Source organism: Rhodopseudomonas sp. G2_2311 (genome assembly GCF_047501505.1).
Lineage (GTDB): Bacteria > Pseudomonadota > Alphaproteobacteria > Rhizobiales > Xanthobacteraceae > Rhodopseudomonas > Rhodopseudomonas palustris_H.
In genome coordinates this window covers 14,474-35,860 of the sequence record NZ_JAZDRK010000004.1, presented here as the reverse complement: position 1 = coordinate 35,860, position 21,387 = coordinate 14,474, and the positions used below count along the sequence as shown (strand labels likewise).

Genomic DNA, 21,387 nt, shown 5'->3' with positions numbered 1-21,387 from the left:
CGCTCGCAATGACGGCGGAAGCTTTGGTGCTAACTTGCCAAGGCCGCATCACTCCGCTTTAGCCCAATGAACTGCAGCTCGGCGAAGATCCCGACCGCGGTCGCCTGCATCAGCACGAAGGCAATGCCGAGCGCGTTCGGCGTCACTGCGCCGCTGAGCAGCAGGGCGACGCTCGCCAGCGTCCATAGTGCGTTCCCGCCGATCACGATCAGCACCAGTGCACGTGGCAGCACGCTGCGGGTACCGAGCCAGCCGACCAGGGCGGCGTAGCCGATCAGGAACAGTCCGGTCTCCAGCAGCAGCGGCTGCGGCAGGGCGAGCAGGCGCGAGAGCGTGCCGGCCGCCAAGCTCAGCAGCAACGCCATCGCGCCGCTGACGACAGCGTCGGCCTGCAGAGCGCGGCGGAGCAGCGTGGACGGGTGGGTCATAGAGGATTGGATCATGGAACATCTCCTTCGGTTGCAGCGATGCCCCGAAGGATGCCGCGATGCGCAACGCAATTCGATTACCTGGCAGGTCAGAAACGCTTTACCTCGGAGGTCATGGATGCTGTGCGGTGTGCGTGCTAGCTTTCGCGCATGAACACCAACGTGTCTTCGATCAATGCCGCCGCCGGGGCGCAGCCGGTCCGGATCGGCGATTACTTGCGGCAGTGGCGGCAGCGCCGCCGGCTCAGCCAGCTCGATCTCGCGCTCGATGCGGAAATCTCGGCGCGGCATTTATCGTTCGTCGAGACGGGACGTGCCTCGCCGTCGCGCGAGATGGTGCTGCGGCTCGCCGAGCGGCTCGACGTTCCGCTCCGTGAGCGCAACGTGCTGCTCGTCGCGGCGGGCTTCGCACCAGCGTTCCCGCAGCGCTCGCTGGATGACCCGGCGCTCGCCTCGGTGCGGGCTGCGGTCGATCAGGTGCTTGCCGCGCACGAGCCGAACCCGGCGCTGGCGGTCGATCGGCACTGGAACCTGGTGTCGGCCAACCGCATGGTTGCGCCGATGCTCGACGGCGTTGCGCCGCATCTGCTTGCGCCGCCGCTCAACGTGTTGCGGCTGTCGTTTCATCCCGAAGGTTTGGCGGCACGCACCGCCAATCTGGGCGAGTGGTGCGCGCATCTGCTGGAGCGACTGCACCGGCAGCGCGAGACCAGCGCCGATCCGAACCTGATCGCGCTGTACGAAGAACTGAAGACCTATCCGGTGCCGGCGCGCGCCGCGCCGATCGCAGCGGATGCGGTCGCGGTGCCGTTTCGCCTGCAGCTCGGCGACGAGGTGCTGAGCTTCATCTCCACCACCATGGTGTTCGGCACGCCGATCGACGTCACCCTGTCGGAAATCGCGATCGAGACATTCTTTCCGGCCGATGCGATCACGGGGACGCGATTGCGCGAACTGGCTGCGCGGCTCTGATCCGCCTTGTCCGGCGTTGCCTGCGCCCCATCTGTGTGGGACTGTGCCGGCAACGACAACGAGGAGACGCCGATGAGCACGCTGAAGCCGCTAACGATCGACGTGGTGTCCGATGTGGTCTGCCCCTGGTGCTACATCGGCAAGAAGCGGATCGAGCAGGCGATCGCGCTGGCGCCGGAGGTGCCGGTCGAGCTGATCTACCGGCCGTTCTTCCTCAATCCCTGGGTGCCGCGCGAGGGCATCAGCCGCGACGAGTATCTGACCAAGAAGTTCGGATCACCGGAGCGCTACAAGGAAATCGCCGGCCGCATCGCCGAGACCGCCGCGCAAGAGGGCCTGGAATATCACCCCGAGCGCGTGCAGCGGCAGCCGAACACGATCGATTGTCATCGCCTGATTCATTGGGCGAGCGCGGTCGGCCACGGGCCGGCAATGAAGCAGCGGCTGATGGAATTGTACTTCCGCGACGGTGGTGATCTCACCGATCCTGAGGTGTTGGTGCAGGCGGCGGCCGAATGCGGCCTCGATGCCGCCGACATCCGCGCCCGGCTCGCCACCGATCAGGACGTCGAGGAAGTCTCGGCGCAGGCGCAGGAAGCCGCCGACAAGGGAATCTCCGGTGTGCCGACCTACGTGTTCATGCACCAATACGCGGTGTCCGGCGCGCAGGAAGCGGCGCTGATCGCCCGTGCTATCCGTAAGCTGTCGGCGGAGCTGAATGCCGAGGCGGCGGAATAATCAGCGCTTCAACAGCCGCTTGGCGAAGTGCCGCAGCCGGTCGCGCGCCGACAGCGCAGCAACGATCGGCGCGAACAGCGGATCGCGTTTGCGCAGCGGCAACACCAGGTCGCCGACCGCGAACCGGCCGCGCCAGATCGGATCGATCATCGGATGCTGGGCGCTGGCGGTGGAGTCGGCAAAGCGGATGTCCGGATCGGCGCAGAGATGCCGGGTCAGCGCCAGTGTCAGCAGCACGCCGGGCGAACAGCGGGCGAAGCTCTCGTCGATGCCGAGCTTGAAGAAGTAGGCGCGATCGGCGTGGCGCAGCACGACGCCAGCCGCGACCGGTGTTGCACCCGCAGACAGGGTAATCACCTCGCATTGGCCGCGCGAGGCCAGCGCGGTCGCGGCGCTGCGCAGCCGGGCCGCAAGCTCCGGCTGCCGCTTCAGCGAGCTGCCGCGGCGGCCTTTCCAGCCGCTGTCTTCCAGCGCCAGAAAGATGTCGAACGCCCGCGCTGCCTCGTCGGCAGTTTTGGCCACGGTAAAGCGTACTTCGCCGTGCTCGCCGAGACGACGCTCGAGACGGCGCAGGTTCTTCAGTTTCTTCGTATCGAGATCCTGGCGCAGCAGGGCTTCGCCGTCGCGGCTGGCGTCGAGGCCGGCGCGGGTCCAGCCGTTGATCAGGCGCGGGCTGAGCCCTTCGGTGGCGAGCACACGCGTGAACGCCGCCATCGCTTCGCCTTCGCGGGCGACGTCGCGTAGCACCAGGGCGCGGGCGCCGGTAGCGCGGGCCTGCGCCATCATCTTAGCGGCGGCGTCATCGGCTGCATCGCGGTCCAGCAGCGGCGTATCGAGCGAGCGGAACGGATCGGCTGACACCAGCGCCGGCAGCGGCAGACGGAACGCACGCCAGCATGAGATCACCGGCAGGACGCCGATCAGCCGGCCGGCGGAGTCCTGCGCGGTCAGTGCGCGCGGGACCGCGTCGTCACCGTTCGCTGCGATCACCCACTCCGGCAGGTAGTAGCCGTTCGGCTCGATCACCCGGGTTGCCAGATCGCACCAGGCTGCCTTGTCGATCGCGGCGACCTCGGGCAGCGCGCCGGGAGCGGCGGTCGTTGGCGCGACGGCGCGGCGATGCACGAACGGCGTAGTGGGGAACGTCTCGGCCAAAGCTCTCGGTCCTGAATTGTCGAAGCGCGCCCGAAGCAAGCCCCGGCGCGACGGCCAGGAGACTAACCGCCGACTCCCAACATCACCTTGGTTCCACGAGGCAATTTGCCGACAATGTTAACCGCAGCTTTCCTCGCACGCCGCCTTTCGGCGTCGATTTGCCACGTCGCCTGAACCCGCTGTTGCCGGGCGGCGACCAAGAGCGGTCATTGGTCGGCAAGGAGACGCCATGCGACGCGCGATGCTGAGGGCCGCAGCGACCGCCGCCAGCCTGCTGTGCGGAGTGGCCGCTGCGGCTGCGGAAAGCCGGGTCGCGCTGGTGATCGGGCAATCGGCCTATCGGGCGGTGCCGGCGCTGCCCAATCCAGTGAACGACGCCAAGGCGATCGCCGCCCTCCTCGGCGAGGCCGGCTTCGAAGTGACCGAGGCGTCCGATCTCGGCCAGACCGAGCTTCGCGCCAAGGTCGGCGACTTCGCCGCCACGGTCGCGGCGAAAGGGCCGGAGACCGTTGCGCTGGTGTTCTATGCCGGTCACGGCATCCAGGTGGACGGCGAGAACTATCTGATCCCGGTCGACGTCGATCCGAAGCGCGAGGCCGACATTCCGCTGCAGGCGGTGCGGCTCGACGACGTGCTCAACACGCTTGGCTCGGTGCCGAGCAAGAGTCGGATCATCATGCTCGATGCCTGCCGCAACAATCCGTTTCCGAATATCAACAAGACCACGGGGCAGGGGCTGGCGCTGGTCGATACCAAGTCCGGCGCGCCCGGCACGCTATTGTCGTACTCGACCTCGCCCGGCGCCGAAGCCGAGGATGGGGGCGGCGCCAACAGCCCTTACACCACTGCGCTGCTCAAAGCGGGGCGCGAGAACGGCCTGAAGATCGAAGACACCCTCAAGCGGGTGCGGCTCGCGGTGCATCAGGCCACCGAAGGCCGCCAGACGCCGTGGGAGAGCTCGTCGCTGGTCGACGACTTCCAGTTCTTCGCCGCATCCGCCGCCGCGCCGACCGACATCGCGGCGCCGAAACCGCGCACGGTCGAGGAGTGGCGCGCCTCCTTGAAGGGCAAGCCGGTGGAGCAGGCAAACACGTTGATCGTGTCCGACGGTTCGGCCGACGCCTATGAAGCGTTTGTCGGACTCTACGCCGAGCCGCCGTTTGCGCCGGAGGCCAAGCGCTGGCTCGACCGCCATCGCCGGATGAAGGCGTGGAGCCGGGCGGTGCTCGTCAATACCGGTTCGGCCTATGCGGCGTTCCTGACCGAATATCCGGACAGCGACCTTACCGCGACCGCGCGCAAGCTCGCCGAGCGGCTGCGCAATCGCCCCGACAACGCGGTGGTGGTGCCGGCCGCGCTCGCGACGCCGGTGGTTGCCGCCGCGGCGCCGACCTGTCCGTGCGGGCCGGGCGCGCCGGCGCTGCAGCAGAAGGCTGAGCCCAAGAAGACCGATGTGAAGAAAACCAAGAGCCGGGCCGAGCGCGATGATCCGCCCAAACGCGGCGGCAAGGCCTCGCGGACGAGGGTCTATGTCGAGGACGAAGACGACGTCGTGGTGCGGCGGCCGCCGGTTTACGATCCGCCGCCGGGGCCGGTGATCCAATTCGGCGGCGGTTTCCGCGGCGGCTACGGCGGTCCGTATCGCGGCGGCGGCCAGACCGGACCGAGCCGCGGCCGCTATTGAACGCGGCATCTGGACGGCTGTCGGGCCGGCGCCTGTGAAGCCGCCGCCCGGCTTGCTTACAGCATCGCAAACGCGCTCGACACCATCGCGACCGGCTTGCCGTCGGAGGCGCCGAGCAGCGTGACCCGTCCAAAGCTCATGGTGCGGCCGAGCCGGACCAGGCGGGCGTCGGCGATCACGTCGGTCGAGGCGACGGCTTTGAGAAAATGGGTGGTCTGATCGACCGTGGTCATCGGCCGGAAGCCGCGGTTGCCGGCGCAGACCGCGAACACCATCGCGGTGTCGGCCAGCGCCATCAGGGCCTGGCCGCAGACCACGCCGCCGCTGCGGCACAGCCGCTCGGAGAACGCCATCCGCAAAGTCGCGCCGGGCTGCCAGTCGGCCGGGCCGCCCGACGGCGGATCGAGCTCGAGGGCTTCGATCGACAGGCCAAGGTCCAGCACCCAGGGCGCGAACGCCTCCTGCAGCATCTGCCGCGCCTCCTGAAGGCCGAACTCCACCGCCTGCTGCTCTGCCATGCGTCTCTCCCTGACTCGTTGATTATCCGCATGTTTCGCGGCGTTTCGCAGCATCCCATCCGATTCGGGACGGCTTGAAAACGACACGGTCGATCCCTTAAGTTCGGCGGCATCCGAAAGGGGACACGATGGTCAGACGAGTTGCGTTGGTGGTCGGCCTGGTGGTGACGGCGATCGTGCTGAACGGTTGCACCAAATGCGGTCCGATCTGGGAAGATTGGCAATCGCCGAAATCCTGCCGGTCGGATCATCTGTAGCGCTGCGGCCGGCACGGCTCGCGCGAGAGGGAGTTTGCGATGAAGATTCTGCACGGCGTTGCCGTCCTGGCCCTGCTGACGGGGCCGGCTTTGGCCCAGGGCGAGGGCCCGCACGTCAATCTGGTGCCGGAGATCGAGCACAAGTCCCCGGAAGAGAAGGCCCAGGACGCGGTCCGGCAGAAGGCCTACCAGGAATCGCTGCGTAAGATTCCGGATGCGCAGGCGCCGAACGATCCGTGGGGCGGCGTCCGCGGTGCCGAGGCGACCCAGCCCAAGGCCAAGCGCAAGACCCACCAGAGCAATTAAGCTCGTCTAACGGCCACTGCTGCGGCGATAGGCAGGTGGTCAAAACGGCACAGATTTTTTCTGCGATTTGAGGATGATGCGCGGACGGAACCCCGGCGTACGCAACTCGTTGCGCGGCCGGATCCGACTCACTCATTCGTTTTCGTTCGCAGGATATCACGTGACGTCGCGCGAGGTGCCGTTCGATCCAAAGGTCTTTCTTCGCAGTGCAGGTACGGGACGCGCCGTTCTGCAATTTCGCGCCGGCCAGACCATTTTCACGCAAGACGAAGCCGCCGATTGCGTGATGTACATCCAGCAAGGCCGCATCAAGCTGTCGGTGATGTCGGAGCAGGGCAAGGGCGCGGTGGTCGCCATCCTGCAGCCCGGACAATTCTTCGGCGAAAGCGGTCTGCTCGATCATCGCCGCCGTGCGACCGCGATTGCGCTGGAAGACTGTACCCTCACCAGCATCACCAACGCGTCGATGATGGCGACGCTGCAGCGTGAGCCGGCGATGTGCGAGCTGTTCACCCGGCACCTGGTGGCGCGCAATTCACGGGTCGAAGACGACCTGATCGATCAGCTGTTCAACAACAGCGAGAAGCGCCTGGCGCGGCTGCTGCTGCTGCTTGCGGACCCGGCCGAGGCGTCGCGGCCGGTGCCGATCGAGATCAGCCAGGAGACGCTGGCGGAGATGATCGGGACGACCCGGTCGCGCGTCAGCTTCTTCATGAACAAGTTTCGCAAGGCCGGCTTCATCGACTACAACGGCCGGATCGAGGTGCACCCCACCTTGCGCAATGCGGTGCTGCCGGACCGGCCGCGCGCGGTCGAGCCCGCCCGAAAGCCCGAATAGCCACAGCAATTGATCGATGGAGTGCAGCGGACCTCGTCCGTCTGTGCCCGGCGGCGCTATCGCGGGCGCCGGCTATTTCTTCTTGTCGCCGAGCAGGCTGCCGGTGCGGCGGTCGACGAAATGCATCTGCGCGCACGCCGGGCAATGCACCAGCTCGAACGTGGTCTGTGCCGAGCTTCCGGGGTCGTCCTGTAGCCAAGCCTGGACCTTCATCCCGGTCCGGGGACACTGATAAAGCACATGCGACATTGGAAGGCCGGTTCCGCCTTTAGTTCTAGGAGAACGACTTGCCGGGTGCGGCCGTCCATGCGCTTGATCTAGATCAATTAGCGTACGATTTTACCGTTAAATTGCGACTGAATCGCATGCAAGCTTAATCCGGTTAATACTGCCGGTAATCGATGCGGGCGTTCACAACCGAATCGTCAAGCCGCTGATCCTGAACGCAAAAGGCCGCCGGCGTTGGACACTGGCGGCCTGTGCTGGTTTGCTCAACCCTCGCGCGATTACTTGCGGGCGCAGCTCACCTCGATGCGCACCGAACTGGCGCCGCAGCGCGCGGTCATGATGCCGTTCTCGATCGTGATGTTGTCGCTGAACCGTGCCGAGCCGTTGCCGACGCACAGCGCCGAGACCAGCGCCTCGTCGGCACCGCAGGCGGTGGGGCAGCCGTTGGCCGGGCAGCTGGTCGAGGTCAGGGTGCGGACGCTGGAGATCGAGGCGCCGTCCTTGCCGGCAGGGCCGGCCGGTCCCGCCGGGCCGGCGGGGCCTTGCGGACCGGCTTCGCCTTGCGGTCCGCGCGAGCCTTCGCCGCAGCCCGCCAGGGCGATCGCCGCGCCCGTCAGCGCGATCAGCGTGCCGATCCGAAATCTGTCCATGGCCTGCCGGCGCATTCCTGTCTCCTTGTCGGTAAGAGCCGGTGCCGAAGCTGCACGCGGCGGTGACGAGCCTGATTGATGCAAGGCGGCGCTGTCCGCGCACCCGCGGCGCGGAGCCTAAAGCATGTCGGGTTCCGAATGAAACGGAACCTGCGCGTCACTCGCAATGATCAGAGGGCGACGATAGGGAGGGGCGACCTGTTGGGCGCTGCGACGGGCCGAGCGCGGTCACTGACCCACAAAAACTGTACCCACAAAAAAACAAGGAGCCCCGAACGAGGCCGTGTTCGGGGCTCCGGTCACGGTCGAAACTCCCCACCTCTAGAAAGCTCGGCAATGACGGCGGCAGGCTAGCGGCGGCCGCTCGGCATTGCCTATGCGTAAAATCAAATACCGTCGGCGTTACGAACCGCCATGCCCCTGGTGGGCATGATGCTGGGTGAGCTGCGCGATCAATTGCTTCAGCACCCGGCGGCGGTCTTCGTCGGTCGTCTCCGACAGCAGTCGGCGATACAATTTCAGGTTTTCGTCGCGGAGAAATTTGTCCAAGACGCTCTCCTGTTCGTTTGCTCCCATAGGACGCGGCGGCCATCGCAACGCGCGCGCCCGTCGGTCACGTCTCCTGTCGAAGCGGATGGCACCCTCAGGCTAGTACGAGCGAAAATGCCTGTCGATCCGAAATGCTGTCCGCCAGTTCCAGGGGGCGCGGCCAGTGCTGTCAGGAAAACCCTGATCTGCCGATACCGCCGCTGCGGCCGATTGCCCTCAGCCGAAGGAATGGATGGTAGAGCGGGGCGGCTGCGGTAAAGCTGGCGCGCGGTCATTGCACGGGACGATGGAAGATGAGTTTTTGGTACGTGGTCGACGCCGTCGCGGTCGGAATCATCCTGCCCTGGATCGTCGCGACCTATCGGCTGCTCGAAGCCTTCAAGCGCGGCACCGGCGCGGGCCTGACCAAATGGGCGATCTACGCCGTGGTCTGCGTGCCGGCGATGCTGCTGGTGATGTGGGGCATCCAGAACCTGCGCTGAGCCGGCCGGCGCAGCGCTCACAGCCGCTCAGTGCCGCCGCCATACACCGCCGCCGCGGCGCCGCCATTGCGGATCCGCCGTGCCTCGGTCATCGCCCGCTGCACGCCGAGATCGGCGGAGTCGCTGGAGAAGGTGATCAGCCGGTTGCAGTTCGGGCACTGGGTCTGAAACCCCTCCCGCATGTTCTTGATCTTCTCCCGGAACGGCACGCGGCAGCGGCTGCACAGCACCCGCACTTTGTCCGGGATCTTCGGAGTGGCAAGAAGGCTATCCATCCTTTCAGTTGTGGCGAAGCCGGGTTGAGAAAGGGTGAAGGCGCGGCACGGGACGGCGGTTCGTCCGGCGGGACGCGAGCTGATTTGAGTAGGAAGCTCGACCAAGCTGCAAGCGCGAGCTAATCGCTTGCTGATGCTATTCGGTCGGCAGAAATGCGACTTGCTGCGTAGCAGGTGGCCGTCCCGACCTGGTTAGTTTCGCAGCTCTATAGCTTGGCGTTTCTGTTCGATGCCTTTGCGGCCGCCGGCTTGGCTCTGTTGGCTAATCGGCCCTGGGTCGCCTCCGACCGCACGTCGTCAGGACTGGGCGGATGCATTCCAGCCCGAGCGGCCGCCCGAATTCCGAAATTGTGCTGCTGGCCGTCGGGAAGGCTCCGGACTTCGGTGCTGTCCTAATTAGGACACGTGCAAAGGGAACTTAGGACAGTCAGACCTGCGGCCAGAGCGCTGCAATAAACCGGCAGGCGTTTTCAATATCGTTCATTCGACGAGTGTTCGCGTCCGGTGCGGCGAACAGTTCGCCGTGTTGAACGTCGATCGACATGCACAATCGGTTCGCTACTTGGCGATCAGATGAAATGTTCTGTTCTATGTGAAGCCGTGCAAGCGTTGCCACATATAGGCCCATCTCCCGCCGTTTGCTTCTAGCGGCATCGCTGTCCGCATCATCCTGCGTCATTCGAAGGACGGCGGCTCCAATCAGATTGGTCCCTCTGGACGATCCGTAAACCAGAAGATCGGCGCGCACCGAGACCTCGACACCACCAAGCGTAAGACGATTTTGGTCTGCGGGTGCCGGGACAAATTCATATGGCGCAAGCTGGTTGCGCATCCTCTGAACCGCGTTCAGAACCTCGATAGACTGCCGAGCATCGTCTTGGCGGAGGGCGGATTCGGATGGGTCTGACATCCGTTGCGTAAACATTTGCTCTGCTACGACAAGCGGATTCACGTCGCGCCGCAAATCTGTTAAAAAGGCGCATATTGGTCCGCGGGCGTCACGGTAGCGGATTATCGGAGGGATTTGAGGGGCTTTGGCCCTGCGAACGATCCCGATCCGGGCCGTCTCAGAAGAGACCATGTAGAGGGCCAAATCGTTCACTGAAATCCTGGGTGTGGCCCGCACAGGTGTCGGAGGTCTCGCCATGGACGATATCCTTGCATCCGCGAATCTAGGGAATGGCAAGAGTATCCATGTCGCCACGCTTGCACGTCAAACGATAGTTGATGCAGGGGCGGACCACTTAGGGTTTAGTGGATATTTCGTCTTTGAAGCTGACGACACCGTTGAGAAGAAGGGCATCCAAGTACTGGGCAAGGCCAGCTCGTTTGAGGCGGCCTTGCGGTTGATTGACATCTGGAACCTGAGAGCGGCGTGACTACGCCCGACCTCCCTCAATTACCGTAAAATTGCGCTTCACCCGCACCGGCCGGTTCGGCTCCAGCGCCAACGTGGCGTCCAACAGGTCGCCGATAGCCCAGACGCGATCGGCGACGCCGATGGCGACGGCGGGCGTGGTCCGCAGGGCCTCGTGGACGCGGCACAGGAAGGCGGACCGAGCGCTAGTTCTTTGAAGCCGCCGAAGACACCCCCGATTCCGTCTGGAAAGGTTAATTTGATGGCAGGAGAGCGAGAACTTACAACGGGGTTGCTGGCGAAGGATGCGAGTTTTCGGCTGATCGTGAGCGGCAATATCGGGGTGAAGGAAATCGAGCGCCTGATTAAAAAGCTAGAACTCGACAAAGAAATCCTGGCCGATGATGATGGCACCCGACCGGACGATGAGGATCGCAACCCTTACGAATGAAAAAGGCCGCCAACTGAGGCAGCCTTACTTTTTCTGAAAAATGACTTTTGCTACCAGCATAACGATAACCAGCAGCGCGGCGATTATCGTCCCAATGGCTAGAGACCAAGCGCCTGAAATCAAAGAAAAAACAAACACCAAAAAGAATGAGTTTAGAACCGCGCTCACTAGCCTGTTGCCGGAGAGAAAGGCAAACACGCCTACCATCAGGAAGGCCACGACAGTGGCCGCAAAGAAGCTCGCCACCAACTCCGACATTTTTCGCTCAAAACGAAATTAGGACACCAAACAATCCAACTTAGGACACTCGGGGTCAAATACGGACAGTACCCGGACTTCAACAAGAACATATTGCGAACGGAGAACAAATAGGGTACGTTGATTTTGCCGGCTGAACCCGGCGCCTGTTTGTCCAGTTGGCGAATCCGTCCATAAGGAGCACGTTGATGGCTGCCCCCACCGCATTGCGTATCGTCGAAGGTTCTTCCATGGACAAATCCAAGGCGCTCTCCGCCGCGCTGTCCCAGATCGAACGTCAGTTCGGTAAGGGCTCGGTGATGAAGCTCGGCAAGAACGACCGCGCGATGGAAATCGAGACGATTTCCTCCGGGTCGCTCGGGCTCGACATCGCGCTCGGCGTCGGCGGCCTGCCGAAGGGCCGGATCGTCGAAATCTACGGCCCGGAATCGTCGGGCAAGACCACGCTGGCGCTGCATTGCGTCGCCGAGGCCCAGAAGAAGGGCGGTATCTGCGCTTTCATCGACGCCGAACACGCGCTCGACCCGGTCTATGCCCGCAAGCTCGGCGTCAATGTCGACGACCTGCTGATCTCGCAGCCCGACCATGGCGAGCAGGCGCTGGAAATCGCCGACACGCTGGTGCGCTCCGGCGCGATCGACGTGCTGATCGTCGACTCGGTGGCGGCGCTGGTGCCGCGCGCCGAACTCGAAGGCGAAATGGGCGACGCGCTGCCCGGCCTGCAGGCCCGCCTGATGAGCCAGGCGCTGCGCAAGCTGACCGCGTCGATCAACAAGTCCAACACCATGGTGATCTTCATCAACCAGATCCGGATGAAGATCGGCGTGATGTACGGCTCGCCGGAAACCACCACCGGCGGCAACGCGCTGAAGTTCTACGCCTCGGTCCGCCTCGACATCCGCCGCATCGGCGCGATCAAGGAGCGCGACGAGGTGATCGGCAACCAGACCCGCGTCAAGGTGGTGAAGAACAAGCTGGCGCCGCCGTTCAAGCAGGTCGAATTCGACATCATGTACGGCGAGGGCGTCTCCAAGATGGGCGAGATCCTCGACCTCGGCGTCAAGGCCGGCATCGTCGAGAAGTCCGGCGCCTGGTTCTCCTATGACAGCCAGCGGCTCGGCCAGGGACGTGAGAACGCGAAGTCGTTCCTGCGCTCCAACCCCGACATGACCGCCAAGATCGAAGCGGCGATCCGCCAGAACTCCGGCCTGATCGCCGAACAGATCCTCGCCGGCTCGCCCGAGCGCGACGCCGACGGCGAAGAGCCGATCGAGGAGTGAGATACGCTCGCGGCCGGCTGACGCCTGTCGCATGATTTCAGGTCGGCGAGCGGTATGCCGGCCTGGAGCCTATCTTTCTTGAAGCCAACGTTTTTTAAGACGGCGAGTGTTGCGGCCCCCTGTTGCCGGGGATCCCGCGGCGCTCGCCGCATTCGTTTGGGAGGCGGCTCGATTGCTGCACGGGACTGCAGATGCTGTGCTGAAGCGCCGCTCTCACACATCCGTCATGCGCGGCCCTGAACCGCCTGCGCGGCCGTAGCCGCTCGGCGCGCTCAACCGCGGTAGTTGCGAAGAGGATGGATCGCCGGGTCGAGCCCGGCGATGGCGTTGTGCTTCGTGGCCGAGGCTGCCGGCCTCTCAATGCGGCGAGCCAGCGGCGGCAGCTACTCTGCAGCCCGCGCGTAGTCCGCCGCCAGGGCGTAGTCTTCGACCGGCGGGCACGAGCAGATCAGGTTGCGGTCGCCATAGACGTTGTCGACGCGGCCGACCGGACTCCAGTATTTGTCGGTGCGCGAGTTCGGGGCCGGGAAACAGCCTTCGGTGCGCGGATAGGGCCGGGTCCATTCCGCGCTGGTGACGTCGTGCGCGGTGTGCGGCGCGTGGCGCAGCGGCGACTGTTCGATCTTGTAGCGGCCGTCCTCGACCTGCGCGATCTCGCGGCGGATCGCGATCATGGCGTCGCAGAACCGGTCGATCTCGGCCTTCGATTCCGACTCGGTCGGCTCGATCATCAGCGTGCCCGGCACCGGGAAGCTCATGGTCGGGGCGTGGAAGCCGTAGTCGATCAGCCGCTTGGCGATGTCGTCGACGGTGACGCCGGTGGTGGTCTTCAGCGCACGCGGATCGACGATGCACTCGTGCGCGACCCGGCCGCGGGCGTTGCGATACAACACCGGGAAATGCGGCTGCAGCCTTGCTGCGATGTAGTTGGCATTGAGGATCGCGATCTCGGTGGCCCGCTTCAAGCCGGCCGCCCCCATCATCAGGATGTAGATGTAGGAGATCGTCAGAATCGACGCCGAGCCCCACGGCGCCGCCGACACCGTGCCGCCGCCATGCAGGCCGCCGTTCAGCGGTTCGCCTTCGGCCGGATGGCCCGGCAGGAACGGCGCCAGATGCGCGCGCACGCCGATCGGACCCATGCCCGGGCCACCGCCGCCATGCGGGATGCAGAAAGTCTTGTGCAGATTGAGGTGGCTGACGTCGGCGCCGTAATCGCCGGGGCGGGCGAGGCCGACCTGGGCATTGAGATTGGCGCCGTCGAGATAGACCTGACCGCCATGGCCGTGGACGATGTCGCAGATGTCGCGGATGTGCTCTTCGAACACGCCGTGGGTCGACGGATAGGTGATCATCACCGCCGCGAGGTTCGCCGAATGCGCCTCGGCCTTGGCGCGCAGATCGTCGACATCGACGTCGCCATGGGCGTCGCAGCCGACCACCACCACGTCCATGCCGGCCATCGCGGCGGAGGCCGGGTTGGTGCCGTGCGCCGACGACGGGATCAGGCAGACTTTGCGGTGCGGCTCGCCGCGCGACAGATGATAGCCGCGGATCGCCAGCAGGCCGGCATATTCGCCCTGCGCGCCGGAATTCGGCTGCAGCGACACCGCATCATAGCCGGTGATCTCGGCGAGCCAGGTTTCCAGCCTGGCGAACAGCACGTGATAACCGGCGGCCTGCGCCTTCGGCACGAACGGATGCAGGCTGCCGAACTCGGGCCAAGTCAGCGGCATCATTTCCGTGGTGGCGTTCAGCTTCATGGTGCAGGAGCCGAGCGGAATCATTGCTCGGTCGAGCGCCAGATCGCGGTCGGACAGCTTGCGCATATAGCGCAGCAGTTCGGTTTCCGAACGATAGTCCTGGAACGCCGGCTGGGTCAGGTAATCGCTGGTCCGCTTCAGCGCCGCCGGCAGCGCGGTGCCGATCGCGTCGCCGGCGTCGCGTTCCACAGTGGCGTAGTCGAGCGATCCACCGAAGGCGCGCCACAGCGCTTCGACGGTCGCCGGCGTGGTGGTCTCGTCCAGCGAAATGCCGAGCGAAGACGCATTGATCCGCAGGTTGATCTTCTCGGCTTCCGCGCGCGCCACGATGGCGTCGCGGCGATCGCCGACTTCGATCGTCAGAGTATCGAAGTAGTTGCCGTGGGTCGGCATCAGGCCGAGCTGCTGCAGGCCGGCCGCCAGCACGGCCGTGCGCCGGTGGACGCGGCGCGCGATCGCGGCGAGGCCGTCGGGGCCGTGATACACCGCGTACATCGCATTGATCACCGCCAGCAGCACCTGCGCGGTGCAGATGTTGGAGGTCGCCTTTTCGCGGCGGATGTGCTGCTCGCGGGTCTGCAGCGCCAACCGATAGGCCGGCTGGCCATGGCTGTCGATCGACAGCCCGACGATGCGGCCGGGCAGGCTGCGCTTGAGGCTGTCGCGCACCGCCATAAAGGCGGCGTGCGGCCCGCCATATCCCATCGGCACGCCGAAGCGCTGCGCCGAGCCGATCGCGATATCGGCGCCGAGTTCACCCGGCGGGGTGATCAGCGTCAGCGCAAGCAGGTCGGCGGAGACCACGGCCAGAGCGCCCTTCTTGCGTAGCGCCGCGATCACCGTGCGCGGATCGCTCAAACGCCCGGACGATCCGGGATATTGCAGCAACGCGCCGAACACGTCGGCGCCTTCCAGCTCGGTCTCCGGATTGCCGACGATGATGCGCCAGCCGAGCGGCTCGGCGCGGGTGCGGAGCACCGCGATGGTCTGCGGATGGGTATCGGCATCGACGAAGAATGCCTTGGCGTTCTTGGCCGCGGCGCGCTCGGCCAGCGCCATCGCTTCCGCCGCCGCGGTGCCTTCGTCGAGCAGCGACGCGTTGGCGACGTCGAGCCCGGTGAGGTCGCAGATCATGGTCTGGAAGTTGAACAGCGCTTCCAGCCGGCCCTGGCTGATCTCGGGCTGATACGGCGTATAGGCCGTGTACCAAGCCGGATTTTCCAGAATATTGCGCTGGATCACGGTCGGCAGGATCGTGCCGTAATAGCCTTGACCGATCAGCGAGGTGAAGACTTGGTTCTGCGCGGCGAGTTCGCTCATATGCGCCAGCGCTTCACTCTCGGTGAGCGGCGCGCCGAGCTTCAGCGGCTCGCGATGCCGGATCGCATAAGGCAGCGTCTCAGCGACGAGTTGCTCCAGGCTGCCGGCGCCGGCGGTCGCCAGCATCGCTGCGATGTCCTGCGGCGAGGGCCCGATATGCCGACGCACGAAGTCGTTGGCGGCGTCGATCGGTCGGCGATGCGGCATGCTCTGGTCCTCGTCAAATGCAACGGCCCGCAAAGGCAGGTTGCTCGGAAATCTCAGGCGTCTAAATCTCAGCGTCGTCGTTGCGAGGAGCGAAGCGACGAAGCAATCCAGAGACACAGTGCGCTGGAATTGGATTGCTTCGTTTCGCTCGCAATGACGAACTCAGGCGAACGGACGTCCGTCAGGCCGTGTGGGCCTTGTAGGCCGCTTCGTCCATCAGGCCGTCGAGCTCGCTCTTGTCGGCGATCTTCAGCTTGAAGAACCACGCGGCGCCGCCGGCGTCGGAATTCACCAGGCCGGGCTCGGTGCCGAGCGTCTCGTTGACTTCGAGTACTTCGCCGGTGATCGGCGCGTAGACATCGGACGCCGCCTTCACCGACTCGACCACCGCGGCGGCTTCAGCCTTCTTCACGGCGCGGCCGACTTTCGGCAGCTCGACAAACACCACGTCGCCGAGCTGTTCCTGGGCGTAGTCGGTGATGCCGATCGTGGCGACGTCGCCCTCGATCTTCAGCCATTCATGATCGGGGGTGTAGAGCGTGGTCATGACAAGTCCTCAGCGCTTGTAGGTATTCGGAACGAACGGCATGGCCGCGACGCGCAGCGGCAGACGCTGGCCGCGCACTTCGGCGAAAACGACGGTGTCGCGCACAGCCAGCGCGGCCGGCAGATAGCCCATCGCCACCGGCGCATTCAGGCTCGGCCCGAAGCCGCCGGAGGTGACGGTGCCGACCGGCTCGGTCGAATCGGCGCTGGCGAACAGCGGTGCATTCTCGCGCACCGGGGCGCGGCCCTCGGGCCGCAGTCCAACGCGCAGCCGCGCGGTGCTGCCATCGAGCTGGCTGAGAATCGCCGAGGCGCCGGGGAAGCCGCCAGAACGGGCGCCGCCGCTGCGGCGGCTCTTCTGGATCGACCAGCTCAGCGCAGCTTCGACCGGCGTGGTGGTGGTGTCGATGTCGTGACCGTACAGGCAGAGGCCCGCTTCCAGCCGCAGGCTGTCGCGCGCGCCAAGGCCGATCGGCAGCACGTCGGGGTTGTCGAGCAGCGCGGTCGCAAGCCGTTCGGCGCCGTCCGCCGGCACCGAAATCTCGAAGCCGTCTTCGCCGGTGTAGCCGGAGCGCGAGACGATGCAGGCAAGGCCGTCGAGGCTGAGCTCGGCGACATCCATGAACTTCATCGTGGTGACGTCTGCACAGAATTTCGCCAGCGCGGCTTCGGCCTTCGGGCCCTGCAGCGCGATCAGCGCGCGATCGGTGAGGGCGGTGATATCGCAGGCATCCGACAGATGCGCGCGCAGGTGCGCCTCGTCCTCGGCCTTGCAGGCGGCGTTGACCACCAGAAACAGCCGGTTGCCGAGATTGGTGACCATCAGGTCGTCGAGAATCCCGCCGGATTCATTGGTGAACTGCGCGTAGCGCTGGCGGCCGGGCGGCAGCGCCACGATGTCCTGCGGGATCAGCGCTTCGAGCGCGCGGGCGGCGTCTTCGAGCTTGCCAGACTTTGCCCGCAGCTCGATCTGGCCCATATGCGAAACGTCGAAAAGCCCTGCGGCACTGCGGGTGTGCAGATGTTCTTTCAGCACGCCAAGCGGGTATTGCACCGGCATGTCGTAGCCGGCGAAGGGCACCATCTTGCCGCCGCGGGCCAGATGCAGCGCGTAGAGCGGCGTGCGTTTCAAGGATTGGGTGTCGTCACCCGCCAGCATATCCAGGCTCCCAAGGTTCCCGAGACCGATTTCTCGTCACCGTTCGAGCCCCATCTGTCGCTGTGCCTGAGAGCATTATCCCGTCGGCGGACCCGTCCCGGGATCGCCCGGCAGGGTCTCTTTCCAGATGTCAGTCGGCCGCGCGGTCCGTTTGCCTGAGAGTTTCCGGGGCGGTTGCTCCTTCGGCGCCGGCCCCCTTCACTGAAGGATTGGGACCGATCTCTCCCGACGCGACTTAGTCTTAGGTAGGTAGGACACAAACACGGCTTCAACAAGGCTGTCAACGCGGCTCGGCGAGCTATCAACGGGTCTTCGTAAACGCCCGTGGAAGTGGGCCTCCCGGCTGGCAAACAACTGGATCTATGCCCACTTTCTAGACAGCGCGCGCCCCCGCGTCTAAAAGGCATGACACCGGAAGAGGTGGGTTCGGCGGGCGTTTCGCGGGCATTCCGGGTGATTGGACGAACATGAGCGGCGTTAACGAAATTCGGTCTACGTTTCTGAACTACTTCGCCAAGAACGGCCACGAGATCGTGTCGTCGTCGCCGCTGGTGCCGCGCAACGACCCGACCTTGATGTTCACCAATGCCGGCATGGTGCAGTTCAAGAACGTGTTCACCGGGCTGGAGAAGCGCTCCTATCAGCGCGCCACCACCTCGCAGAAATGCGTGCGCGCCGGCGGCAAGCACAACGACCTCGACAACGTCGGCTACACCGCCCGGCATCTCACCTTCTTCGAAATGCTCGGCAACTTCTCGTTCGGCGATTACTTCAAGGAACGCGCGATCGAGCTCGCCTGGAATCTGATCACCCGCGACTTCGGCCTGAAGAAGGACAAGTTGCTGGTCACCGTCTATCACACCGACGACGAGGCGGCCGGCTACTGGAAGAAGATCGCCGGCTTCTCCGACGACCGCATCATCCGCATCCCGACCAGCGACAATTTCTGGGCGATGGGCGACACCGGTCCATGCGGCCCGTGCTCGGAAATCTTCATCGATCGCGGCGAGCACATTTTCGGCGGCCCGCCCGGCTCGCCGGACGAGGATGGCGACCGATTCCTGGAATTCTGGAATCTGGTGTTCATGCAGTACGACCAGGTGACGAAGGACGAGCGCGTGGCGTTGCCGCGTCCGTCGATCGACACCGGCATGGGCCTGGAGCGGATGGCCTCCATCCTCCAGGGCGTCGACAGCGTGTTCGACACCGATCTGTTCCGCAGCCTGATCGACGCGACCTCGTCGGCGCTCGGCCGCGGCCCGACCGAGCAGGACGCCGCGTCGTTCCGCGTCATCGCCGATCACCTGCGCTCGTCGTCGTTCCTGATCGCCGACGGCGTGCTGCCGTCGAACGAAGGCCGCGGCTACGTGCTGCGCCGGATCATGCGCCGCGCGATGCGTCACGCGCAGCTGCTCGGTGCCAGCGAGCCGCTGATGTGGCGGCTGGTGTGGGCGCTGGTACGCGAGATGGGCCAGGCCTATCCGGAACTGGTGCGCGCCGAGGCGATGATCGAAGAGACGATGCGGTTGGAAGAGACCCGCTTCCGCAAGACGCTCGATCGCGGCCTTGCGATCCTCGACGAGAAAAGCGCCGGCCTGAAGAAGGGCGACATGTTCGACGGCGAGACCGCGTTTACGCTGTACGACACCTATGGCTTCCCGCTCGACCTCACGCAGGATGCGCTGCGCAACCGCGGCATCAATGTCGATATCGCCTCGTTCACCGACGCGATGGATCGGCAGCGCGCCAAAGCCCGCGCCTCGTGGGCGGGCTCGGGCGAAGCCGCGACCGAGGCGGTGTGGTTCTCGCTGCGTGAAAAGCTCGGCGCCACTGAGTTCCTCGGCTACGACACCGAGACGGCCGAAGGCGTGGTCACTGCGCTGGTCAAGGACGGCGCTGAAGTCGACGCGCTGAAGGCCGGCGAGAGCGGTGCGATCATCGTCAACCAGACGCCATTCTACGCCGAGTCCGGCGGTCAGGTCGGTGACACCGGCGTACTCACCGCCGATGGCGTGCGCTTCGTCGTCACCGATACGATGAAAAAGGCCGGTGATCTGTTCGTGCATCTCGGCACGGTCGAGCAGGGCAGCATCAAGCTCGGCGACGCGCTGGCGCTCGACGTCGATCACGCCAGGCGCTCGGCGATCCGCGCCAATCACTCGGCGACGCATCTGCTGCACGAGGCGCTGCGCCAGGTGCTCGGCGACCACATCGCGCAGAAGGGCTCGCTGGTCGCGCCCGACCGTCTGCGCTTCGACTTCGTGCATCAGAAGCCGATCACGCAGGACGAGCTGCGCAAGGTCGAGGACATCGCCAACGACATCGTGCTGGAGAACGACGAGGTCGTGACCCGGCTGATGGCGGTCGACGATGCCCGCGAAGCCGGCGCCCGCGCGCTGTTCGGCGAGAAGTACGGCGACGAAGTCCGCGTGGTCTCGATGGGCAAGGCGGCGCGCGATCACGGCTCCAACGTGTTCGGCTGGTCGGTCGAACTGTGCGGCGGCACCCACGTCAAGCGCACCGGTGATATCGGCCTGGTGTCGATCACCGCGGAAAGCGCGGTCGCGGCCGGCGTCCGCCGCATCGAGGCGCTGACCGGGCGCGCGGCGCGGCATAACGCCAATGCGGCGATCTCCACCGCGAAGCTTGCGGCTTCCGAACTGCGGACCACGCTGGACGACATGCCGGCGCGTATCACTGCACTGATGGACGAGCGCAAGAAGCTCGAGCGCGAACTCTCCGAGGCGCGCAAGAAACTGGCGATGGGCGGCAGCGCGTCCGGTGACGGTGCGGCTTCCGACGTTCGTGACATCGGCGGCATCAAGCTGATGGCGCGCGCGGTCGAAGGCATCGAGATCAAGGACCTCAAGGGCCTGGTCGATCAGGGCAAGAAGCAGATCGGCTCCGGCGTGATCGCGCTGGTGGCAACCAGCGAAGACGGCAAGGGCTCGATCGTGGTCGGCGTCACGCCCGACCTGGTATCGCGGTTCTCGGCGGTCGATCTGGTCCGCAAGGCGTCCGAAGTGCTCGGCGGCAAGGGCGGCGGCGGCAAGCCCGACATGGCGCAGGCCGGCGGTCCCGACGGCTCCAAGGCCGGCGCCGCACTGGAAGCGATCGCGGCCGCCATCGGCGGTTGACGTGGACCACGCATTGGCGTGGCAGGTCGAACAGGCCTGCCACAACGCGTGGCCGTCGTTGCGGTGCGCGCTGATCGGCGACTGGCTGCTGCGGTTCGGCGACGGCGTGTCGCGCCGGATCAATTCAGCCAATCCGCTGCATCCGGGCATCACCACGATCGCGCCGCAGCTCGACGCGTTCGATCGGCTCTATCGCGCGCAAGGGCTGCCGCTGATCGTGCGGCTGGTCTCGCTGCTACCGCCGCAGGTGGAGCGCGAACTCGACACCCGCGGCTTCACGGCCGAAGGTGAGGCCTGCACGCTGTATCGCGATCTGGCGCGGGAGAACTTTTCCGCGCTGGCGCCGGATGTCACCATCACCCCGCGCGCCGATGCCGAGTGGCTGGCGGCCATCGCGCGGCTGCAGGCGCAATCACCGTCGCACGCCTCCGTGTATACCCGCGTCGTCGATGCGATCGCGCTGCCGACCGGTTTCTTCGCGCTCCGCCACGACGGCCGCATCGTCGCGACCGCCTGCGGCGTGCTGCATGGCGATCTGGTGGTGATCGAGTCGGTGGTGGTCGACGAGGCGCTGCGCGGGCATGGCCTCGGCAAACGCCTGATGACCGCGCTGCTCGCCTGGGCGGCCGCCCAAGGCGCCACCGGCGCCTGTCTGCAGGTCGTTACCGACAACATCGCCGGCCGCGCACTCTATGCCGGCCTCGGCTTCGACCGCGAGCTCTACCGCTACCACTTCCGCCGCGCGCCGACGAAGTAACAACTTCGCCCCGTCATTCCGGGGCGCGAGCGCGAGCTCGCGAGCCCGGAATCTCGATCGGTCGAGCACTGC

24 protein-coding genes and 1 riboswitch are annotated in these 21,387 nt (G+C 65.5%); of the genes, 12 read left to right on the top strand and 12 right to left on the bottom strand.

From position 1 onward, the window contains the following. Positions 1 to 29: 29 nt before the first annotated feature. Positions 30 to 443 (bottom strand): hypothetical protein, encoded by a 414-nt coding sequence (locus VRZ08_RS07925; RefSeq protein ID WP_414532214.1) that lies wholly within the window; start codon positions 441 to 443, stop codon positions 30 to 32. A gap of 135 nt (positions 444 to 578) precedes the next feature. On the opposite strand from VRZ08_RS07925, the gene VRZ08_RS07920 reads away from it, so the two are divergent. Continuing rightward, on the top strand, positions 579 to 1,400 hold the full coding sequence (locus VRZ08_RS07920) for a helix-turn-helix domain-containing protein (protein ID WP_414532213.1): 822 nt from the start codon (positions 579 to 581) through the stop codon (positions 1,398 to 1,400). 72 nt (positions 1,401 to 1,472) lie between these two features. After that, positions 1,473 to 2,138 carry a DsbA family oxidoreductase gene (locus tag VRZ08_RS07915; RefSeq protein ID WP_414532212.1) on the top strand — a complete coding sequence of 222 codons (666 nt, stop codon included), beginning with the start codon at positions 1,473 to 1,475 and terminating at the stop codon, positions 2,136 to 2,138. Here the strand turns inward: VRZ08_RS07915 and VRZ08_RS07910 are convergent, their stop codons facing one another. Next, positions 2,139 to 3,293 carry a GNAT family N-acetyltransferase gene (locus tag VRZ08_RS07910; RefSeq protein WP_414532211.1) on the bottom strand — a complete coding sequence of 385 codons (1,155 nt, stop codon included), beginning with the start codon at positions 3,291 to 3,293 and terminating at the stop codon, positions 2,139 to 2,141. A 229-nt stretch (positions 3,294 to 3,522) separates the two neighbouring features. Here VRZ08_RS07910 and VRZ08_RS07905 point away from each other — a divergent pair, with 229 nt between their 5' ends. Further along, positions 3,523 to 4,977 carry a caspase family protein gene (locus VRZ08_RS07905; protein ID WP_414532210.1) on the top strand — a complete coding sequence of 485 codons (1,455 nt, stop codon included), beginning with the start codon at positions 3,523 to 3,525 and terminating at the stop codon, positions 4,975 to 4,977. 56 nt (positions 4,978 to 5,033) lie between these two features. On the opposite strand, the gene VRZ08_RS07900 is transcribed toward VRZ08_RS07905, so the two are convergent. Beyond that, positions 5,034 to 5,495, bottom strand: coding sequence for a PaaI family thioesterase (locus VRZ08_RS07900; RefSeq protein WP_414532209.1), 462 nt, complete (start codon positions 5,493 to 5,495; stop codon positions 5,034 to 5,036). A 128-nt stretch (positions 5,496 to 5,623) separates the two neighbouring features. Here VRZ08_RS07900 and VRZ08_RS07895 point away from each other — a divergent pair, with 128 nt between their 5' ends. The 3 genes from VRZ08_RS07895 to VRZ08_RS07885 all read left to right on the top strand — a co-directional run bounded on the left by VRZ08_RS07895 (position 5,624) and on the right by VRZ08_RS07885 (position 6,896). Next, a complete protein-coding gene (locus VRZ08_RS07895; RefSeq protein ID WP_107345578.1) occupies positions 5,624 to 5,752 on the top strand; it encodes a peptidylprolyl isomerase in 129 nt (42 codons plus the stop codon). 39 nt (positions 5,753 to 5,791) lie between these two features. After that, on the top strand, positions 5,792 to 6,058 hold the full coding sequence (locus tag VRZ08_RS07890) for a hypothetical protein (protein WP_107345577.1): 267 nt from the start codon (positions 5,792 to 5,794) through the stop codon (positions 6,056 to 6,058). A 160-nt stretch (positions 6,059 to 6,218) separates the two neighbouring features. After that, the gene (locus VRZ08_RS07885) at positions 6,219 to 6,896 is read left to right on the top strand and encodes a Crp/Fnr family transcriptional regulator (protein ID WP_107345576.1); all 678 of its coding nucleotides are present in this window, start codon (positions 6,219 to 6,221) and stop codon (positions 6,894 to 6,896) included. 72 nt (positions 6,897 to 6,968) lie between these two features. On the opposite strand, the gene VRZ08_RS07880 is transcribed toward VRZ08_RS07885, so the two are convergent. The 3 genes from VRZ08_RS07880 to VRZ08_RS07870 form a co-directional block, all read right to left on the bottom strand. After that, complete coding sequence (locus VRZ08_RS07880) at positions 6,969 to 7,109, bottom strand: hypothetical protein (RefSeq protein ID WP_414532208.1); 141 nt, start codon at positions 7,107 to 7,109, stop codon at positions 6,969 to 6,971. A 293-nt stretch (positions 7,110 to 7,402) separates the two neighbouring features. Next, on the bottom strand, positions 7,403 to 7,789 hold the full coding sequence (locus tag VRZ08_RS07875; protein WP_107345575.1) for a hypothetical protein: 387 nt from the start codon (positions 7,787 to 7,789) through the stop codon (positions 7,403 to 7,405). A 387-nt stretch (positions 7,790 to 8,176) separates the two neighbouring features. Next, positions 8,177 to 8,323 (bottom strand): hypothetical protein, encoded by a 147-nt coding sequence (locus VRZ08_RS07870; protein ID WP_164571538.1) that lies wholly within the window; start codon positions 8,321 to 8,323, stop codon positions 8,177 to 8,179. 293 nt (positions 8,324 to 8,616) lie between these two features. Here VRZ08_RS07870 and VRZ08_RS07865 point away from each other — a divergent pair, with 293 nt between their 5' ends. Further along, entirely contained in the window at positions 8,617 to 8,805 is a 189-nt protein-coding gene (locus tag VRZ08_RS07865; RefSeq protein WP_414532207.1) for a hypothetical protein, read from the top strand. 17 nt (positions 8,806 to 8,822) lie between these two features. Here VRZ08_RS07865 and VRZ08_RS07860 read toward each other — a convergent pair whose 3' ends face one another. Beyond that, positions 8,823 to 9,080: a hypothetical protein gene (locus VRZ08_RS07860; protein ID WP_414532206.1), complete on the bottom strand. Its 258-nt coding sequence runs from the start codon at positions 9,078 to 9,080 to the stop codon at positions 8,823 to 8,825. 427 nt (positions 9,081 to 9,507) lie between these two features. Next, on the bottom strand, positions 9,508 to 10,182 hold the full coding sequence (locus VRZ08_RS07855; protein ID WP_414532205.1) for a hypothetical protein: 675 nt from the start codon (positions 10,180 to 10,182) through the stop codon (positions 9,508 to 9,510). Between the two features lie 43 nt (positions 10,183 to 10,225). Here VRZ08_RS07855 and VRZ08_RS07850 point away from each other — a divergent pair, with 43 nt between their 5' ends. Together VRZ08_RS07850 and VRZ08_RS07845 are read left to right on the top strand one after the other, a co-directional pair. Beyond that, positions 10,226 to 10,459 (top strand): hypothetical protein, encoded by a 234-nt coding sequence (locus VRZ08_RS07850; protein WP_414532204.1) that lies wholly within the window; start codon positions 10,226 to 10,228, stop codon positions 10,457 to 10,459. A gap of 240 nt (positions 10,460 to 10,699) precedes the next feature. After that, on the top strand, positions 10,700 to 10,888 hold the full coding sequence (locus VRZ08_RS07845) for a hypothetical protein (protein ID WP_414532203.1): 189 nt from the start codon (positions 10,700 to 10,702) through the stop codon (positions 10,886 to 10,888). Positions 10,889 to 10,912: 24 nt separating this feature from the next. On the opposite strand, the gene VRZ08_RS07840 is transcribed toward VRZ08_RS07845, so the two are convergent. Then, the gene (locus VRZ08_RS07840) at positions 10,913 to 11,146 is read right to left on the bottom strand and encodes a hypothetical protein (protein ID WP_414532202.1); all 234 of its coding nucleotides are present in this window, start codon (positions 11,144 to 11,146) and stop codon (positions 10,913 to 10,915) included. 188 nt (positions 11,147 to 11,334) lie between these two features. On the opposite strand from VRZ08_RS07840, the gene recA reads away from it, so the two are divergent. Continuing rightward, the gene (gene recA / locus VRZ08_RS07835; RefSeq protein ID WP_107345572.1) at positions 11,335 to 12,426 is read left to right on the top strand and encodes a recombinase RecA; all 1,092 of its coding nucleotides are present in this window, start codon (positions 11,335 to 11,337) and stop codon (positions 12,424 to 12,426) included. Between the two features lie 383 nt (positions 12,427 to 12,809). On the opposite strand, the gene gcvP is transcribed toward recA, so the two are convergent. From gcvP to gcvT, 3 genes are all read right to left on the bottom strand, one after another. After that, the gene (gene gcvP / locus VRZ08_RS07830; protein WP_414532201.1) at positions 12,810 to 15,716 is read right to left on the bottom strand and encodes an aminomethyl-transferring glycine dehydrogenase; all 2,907 of its coding nucleotides are present in this window, start codon (positions 15,714 to 15,716) and stop codon (positions 12,810 to 12,812) included. Positions 15,717 to 15,897: 181 nt separating this feature from the next. Continuing rightward, positions 15,898 to 16,263: a glycine cleavage system protein GcvH gene (gene gcvH, locus VRZ08_RS07825; RefSeq protein WP_013501273.1), complete on the bottom strand. Its 366-nt coding sequence runs from the start codon at positions 16,261 to 16,263 to the stop codon at positions 15,898 to 15,900. 9 nt (positions 16,264 to 16,272) lie between these two features. Continuing rightward, a complete protein-coding gene (gene gcvT, locus VRZ08_RS07820) occupies positions 16,273 to 17,421 on the bottom strand; it encodes a glycine cleavage system aminomethyltransferase GcvT (protein ID WP_414532200.1) in 1,149 nt (382 codons plus the stop codon). A gap of 133 nt (positions 17,422 to 17,554) precedes the next feature. Beyond that, positions 17,555 to 17,660: riboswitch (glycine riboswitch) on the bottom strand. A 228-nt stretch (positions 17,661 to 17,888) separates the two neighbouring features. Between gcvT and alaS the strand changes: the two genes are divergently transcribed. Further along, complete coding sequence (gene alaS, locus VRZ08_RS07815; RefSeq protein WP_414532199.1) at positions 17,889 to 20,558, top strand: alanine--tRNA ligase; 2,670 nt, start codon at positions 17,889 to 17,891, stop codon at positions 20,556 to 20,558. A 1-nt stretch (position 20,559) separates the two neighbouring features. Next, the gene (locus VRZ08_RS07810; RefSeq protein WP_414532198.1) at positions 20,560 to 21,315 is read left to right on the top strand and encodes a GNAT family N-acetyltransferase; all 756 of its coding nucleotides are present in this window, start codon (positions 20,560 to 20,562) and stop codon (positions 21,313 to 21,315) included. Positions 21,316 to 21,387 lie beyond the last annotated feature (72 nt).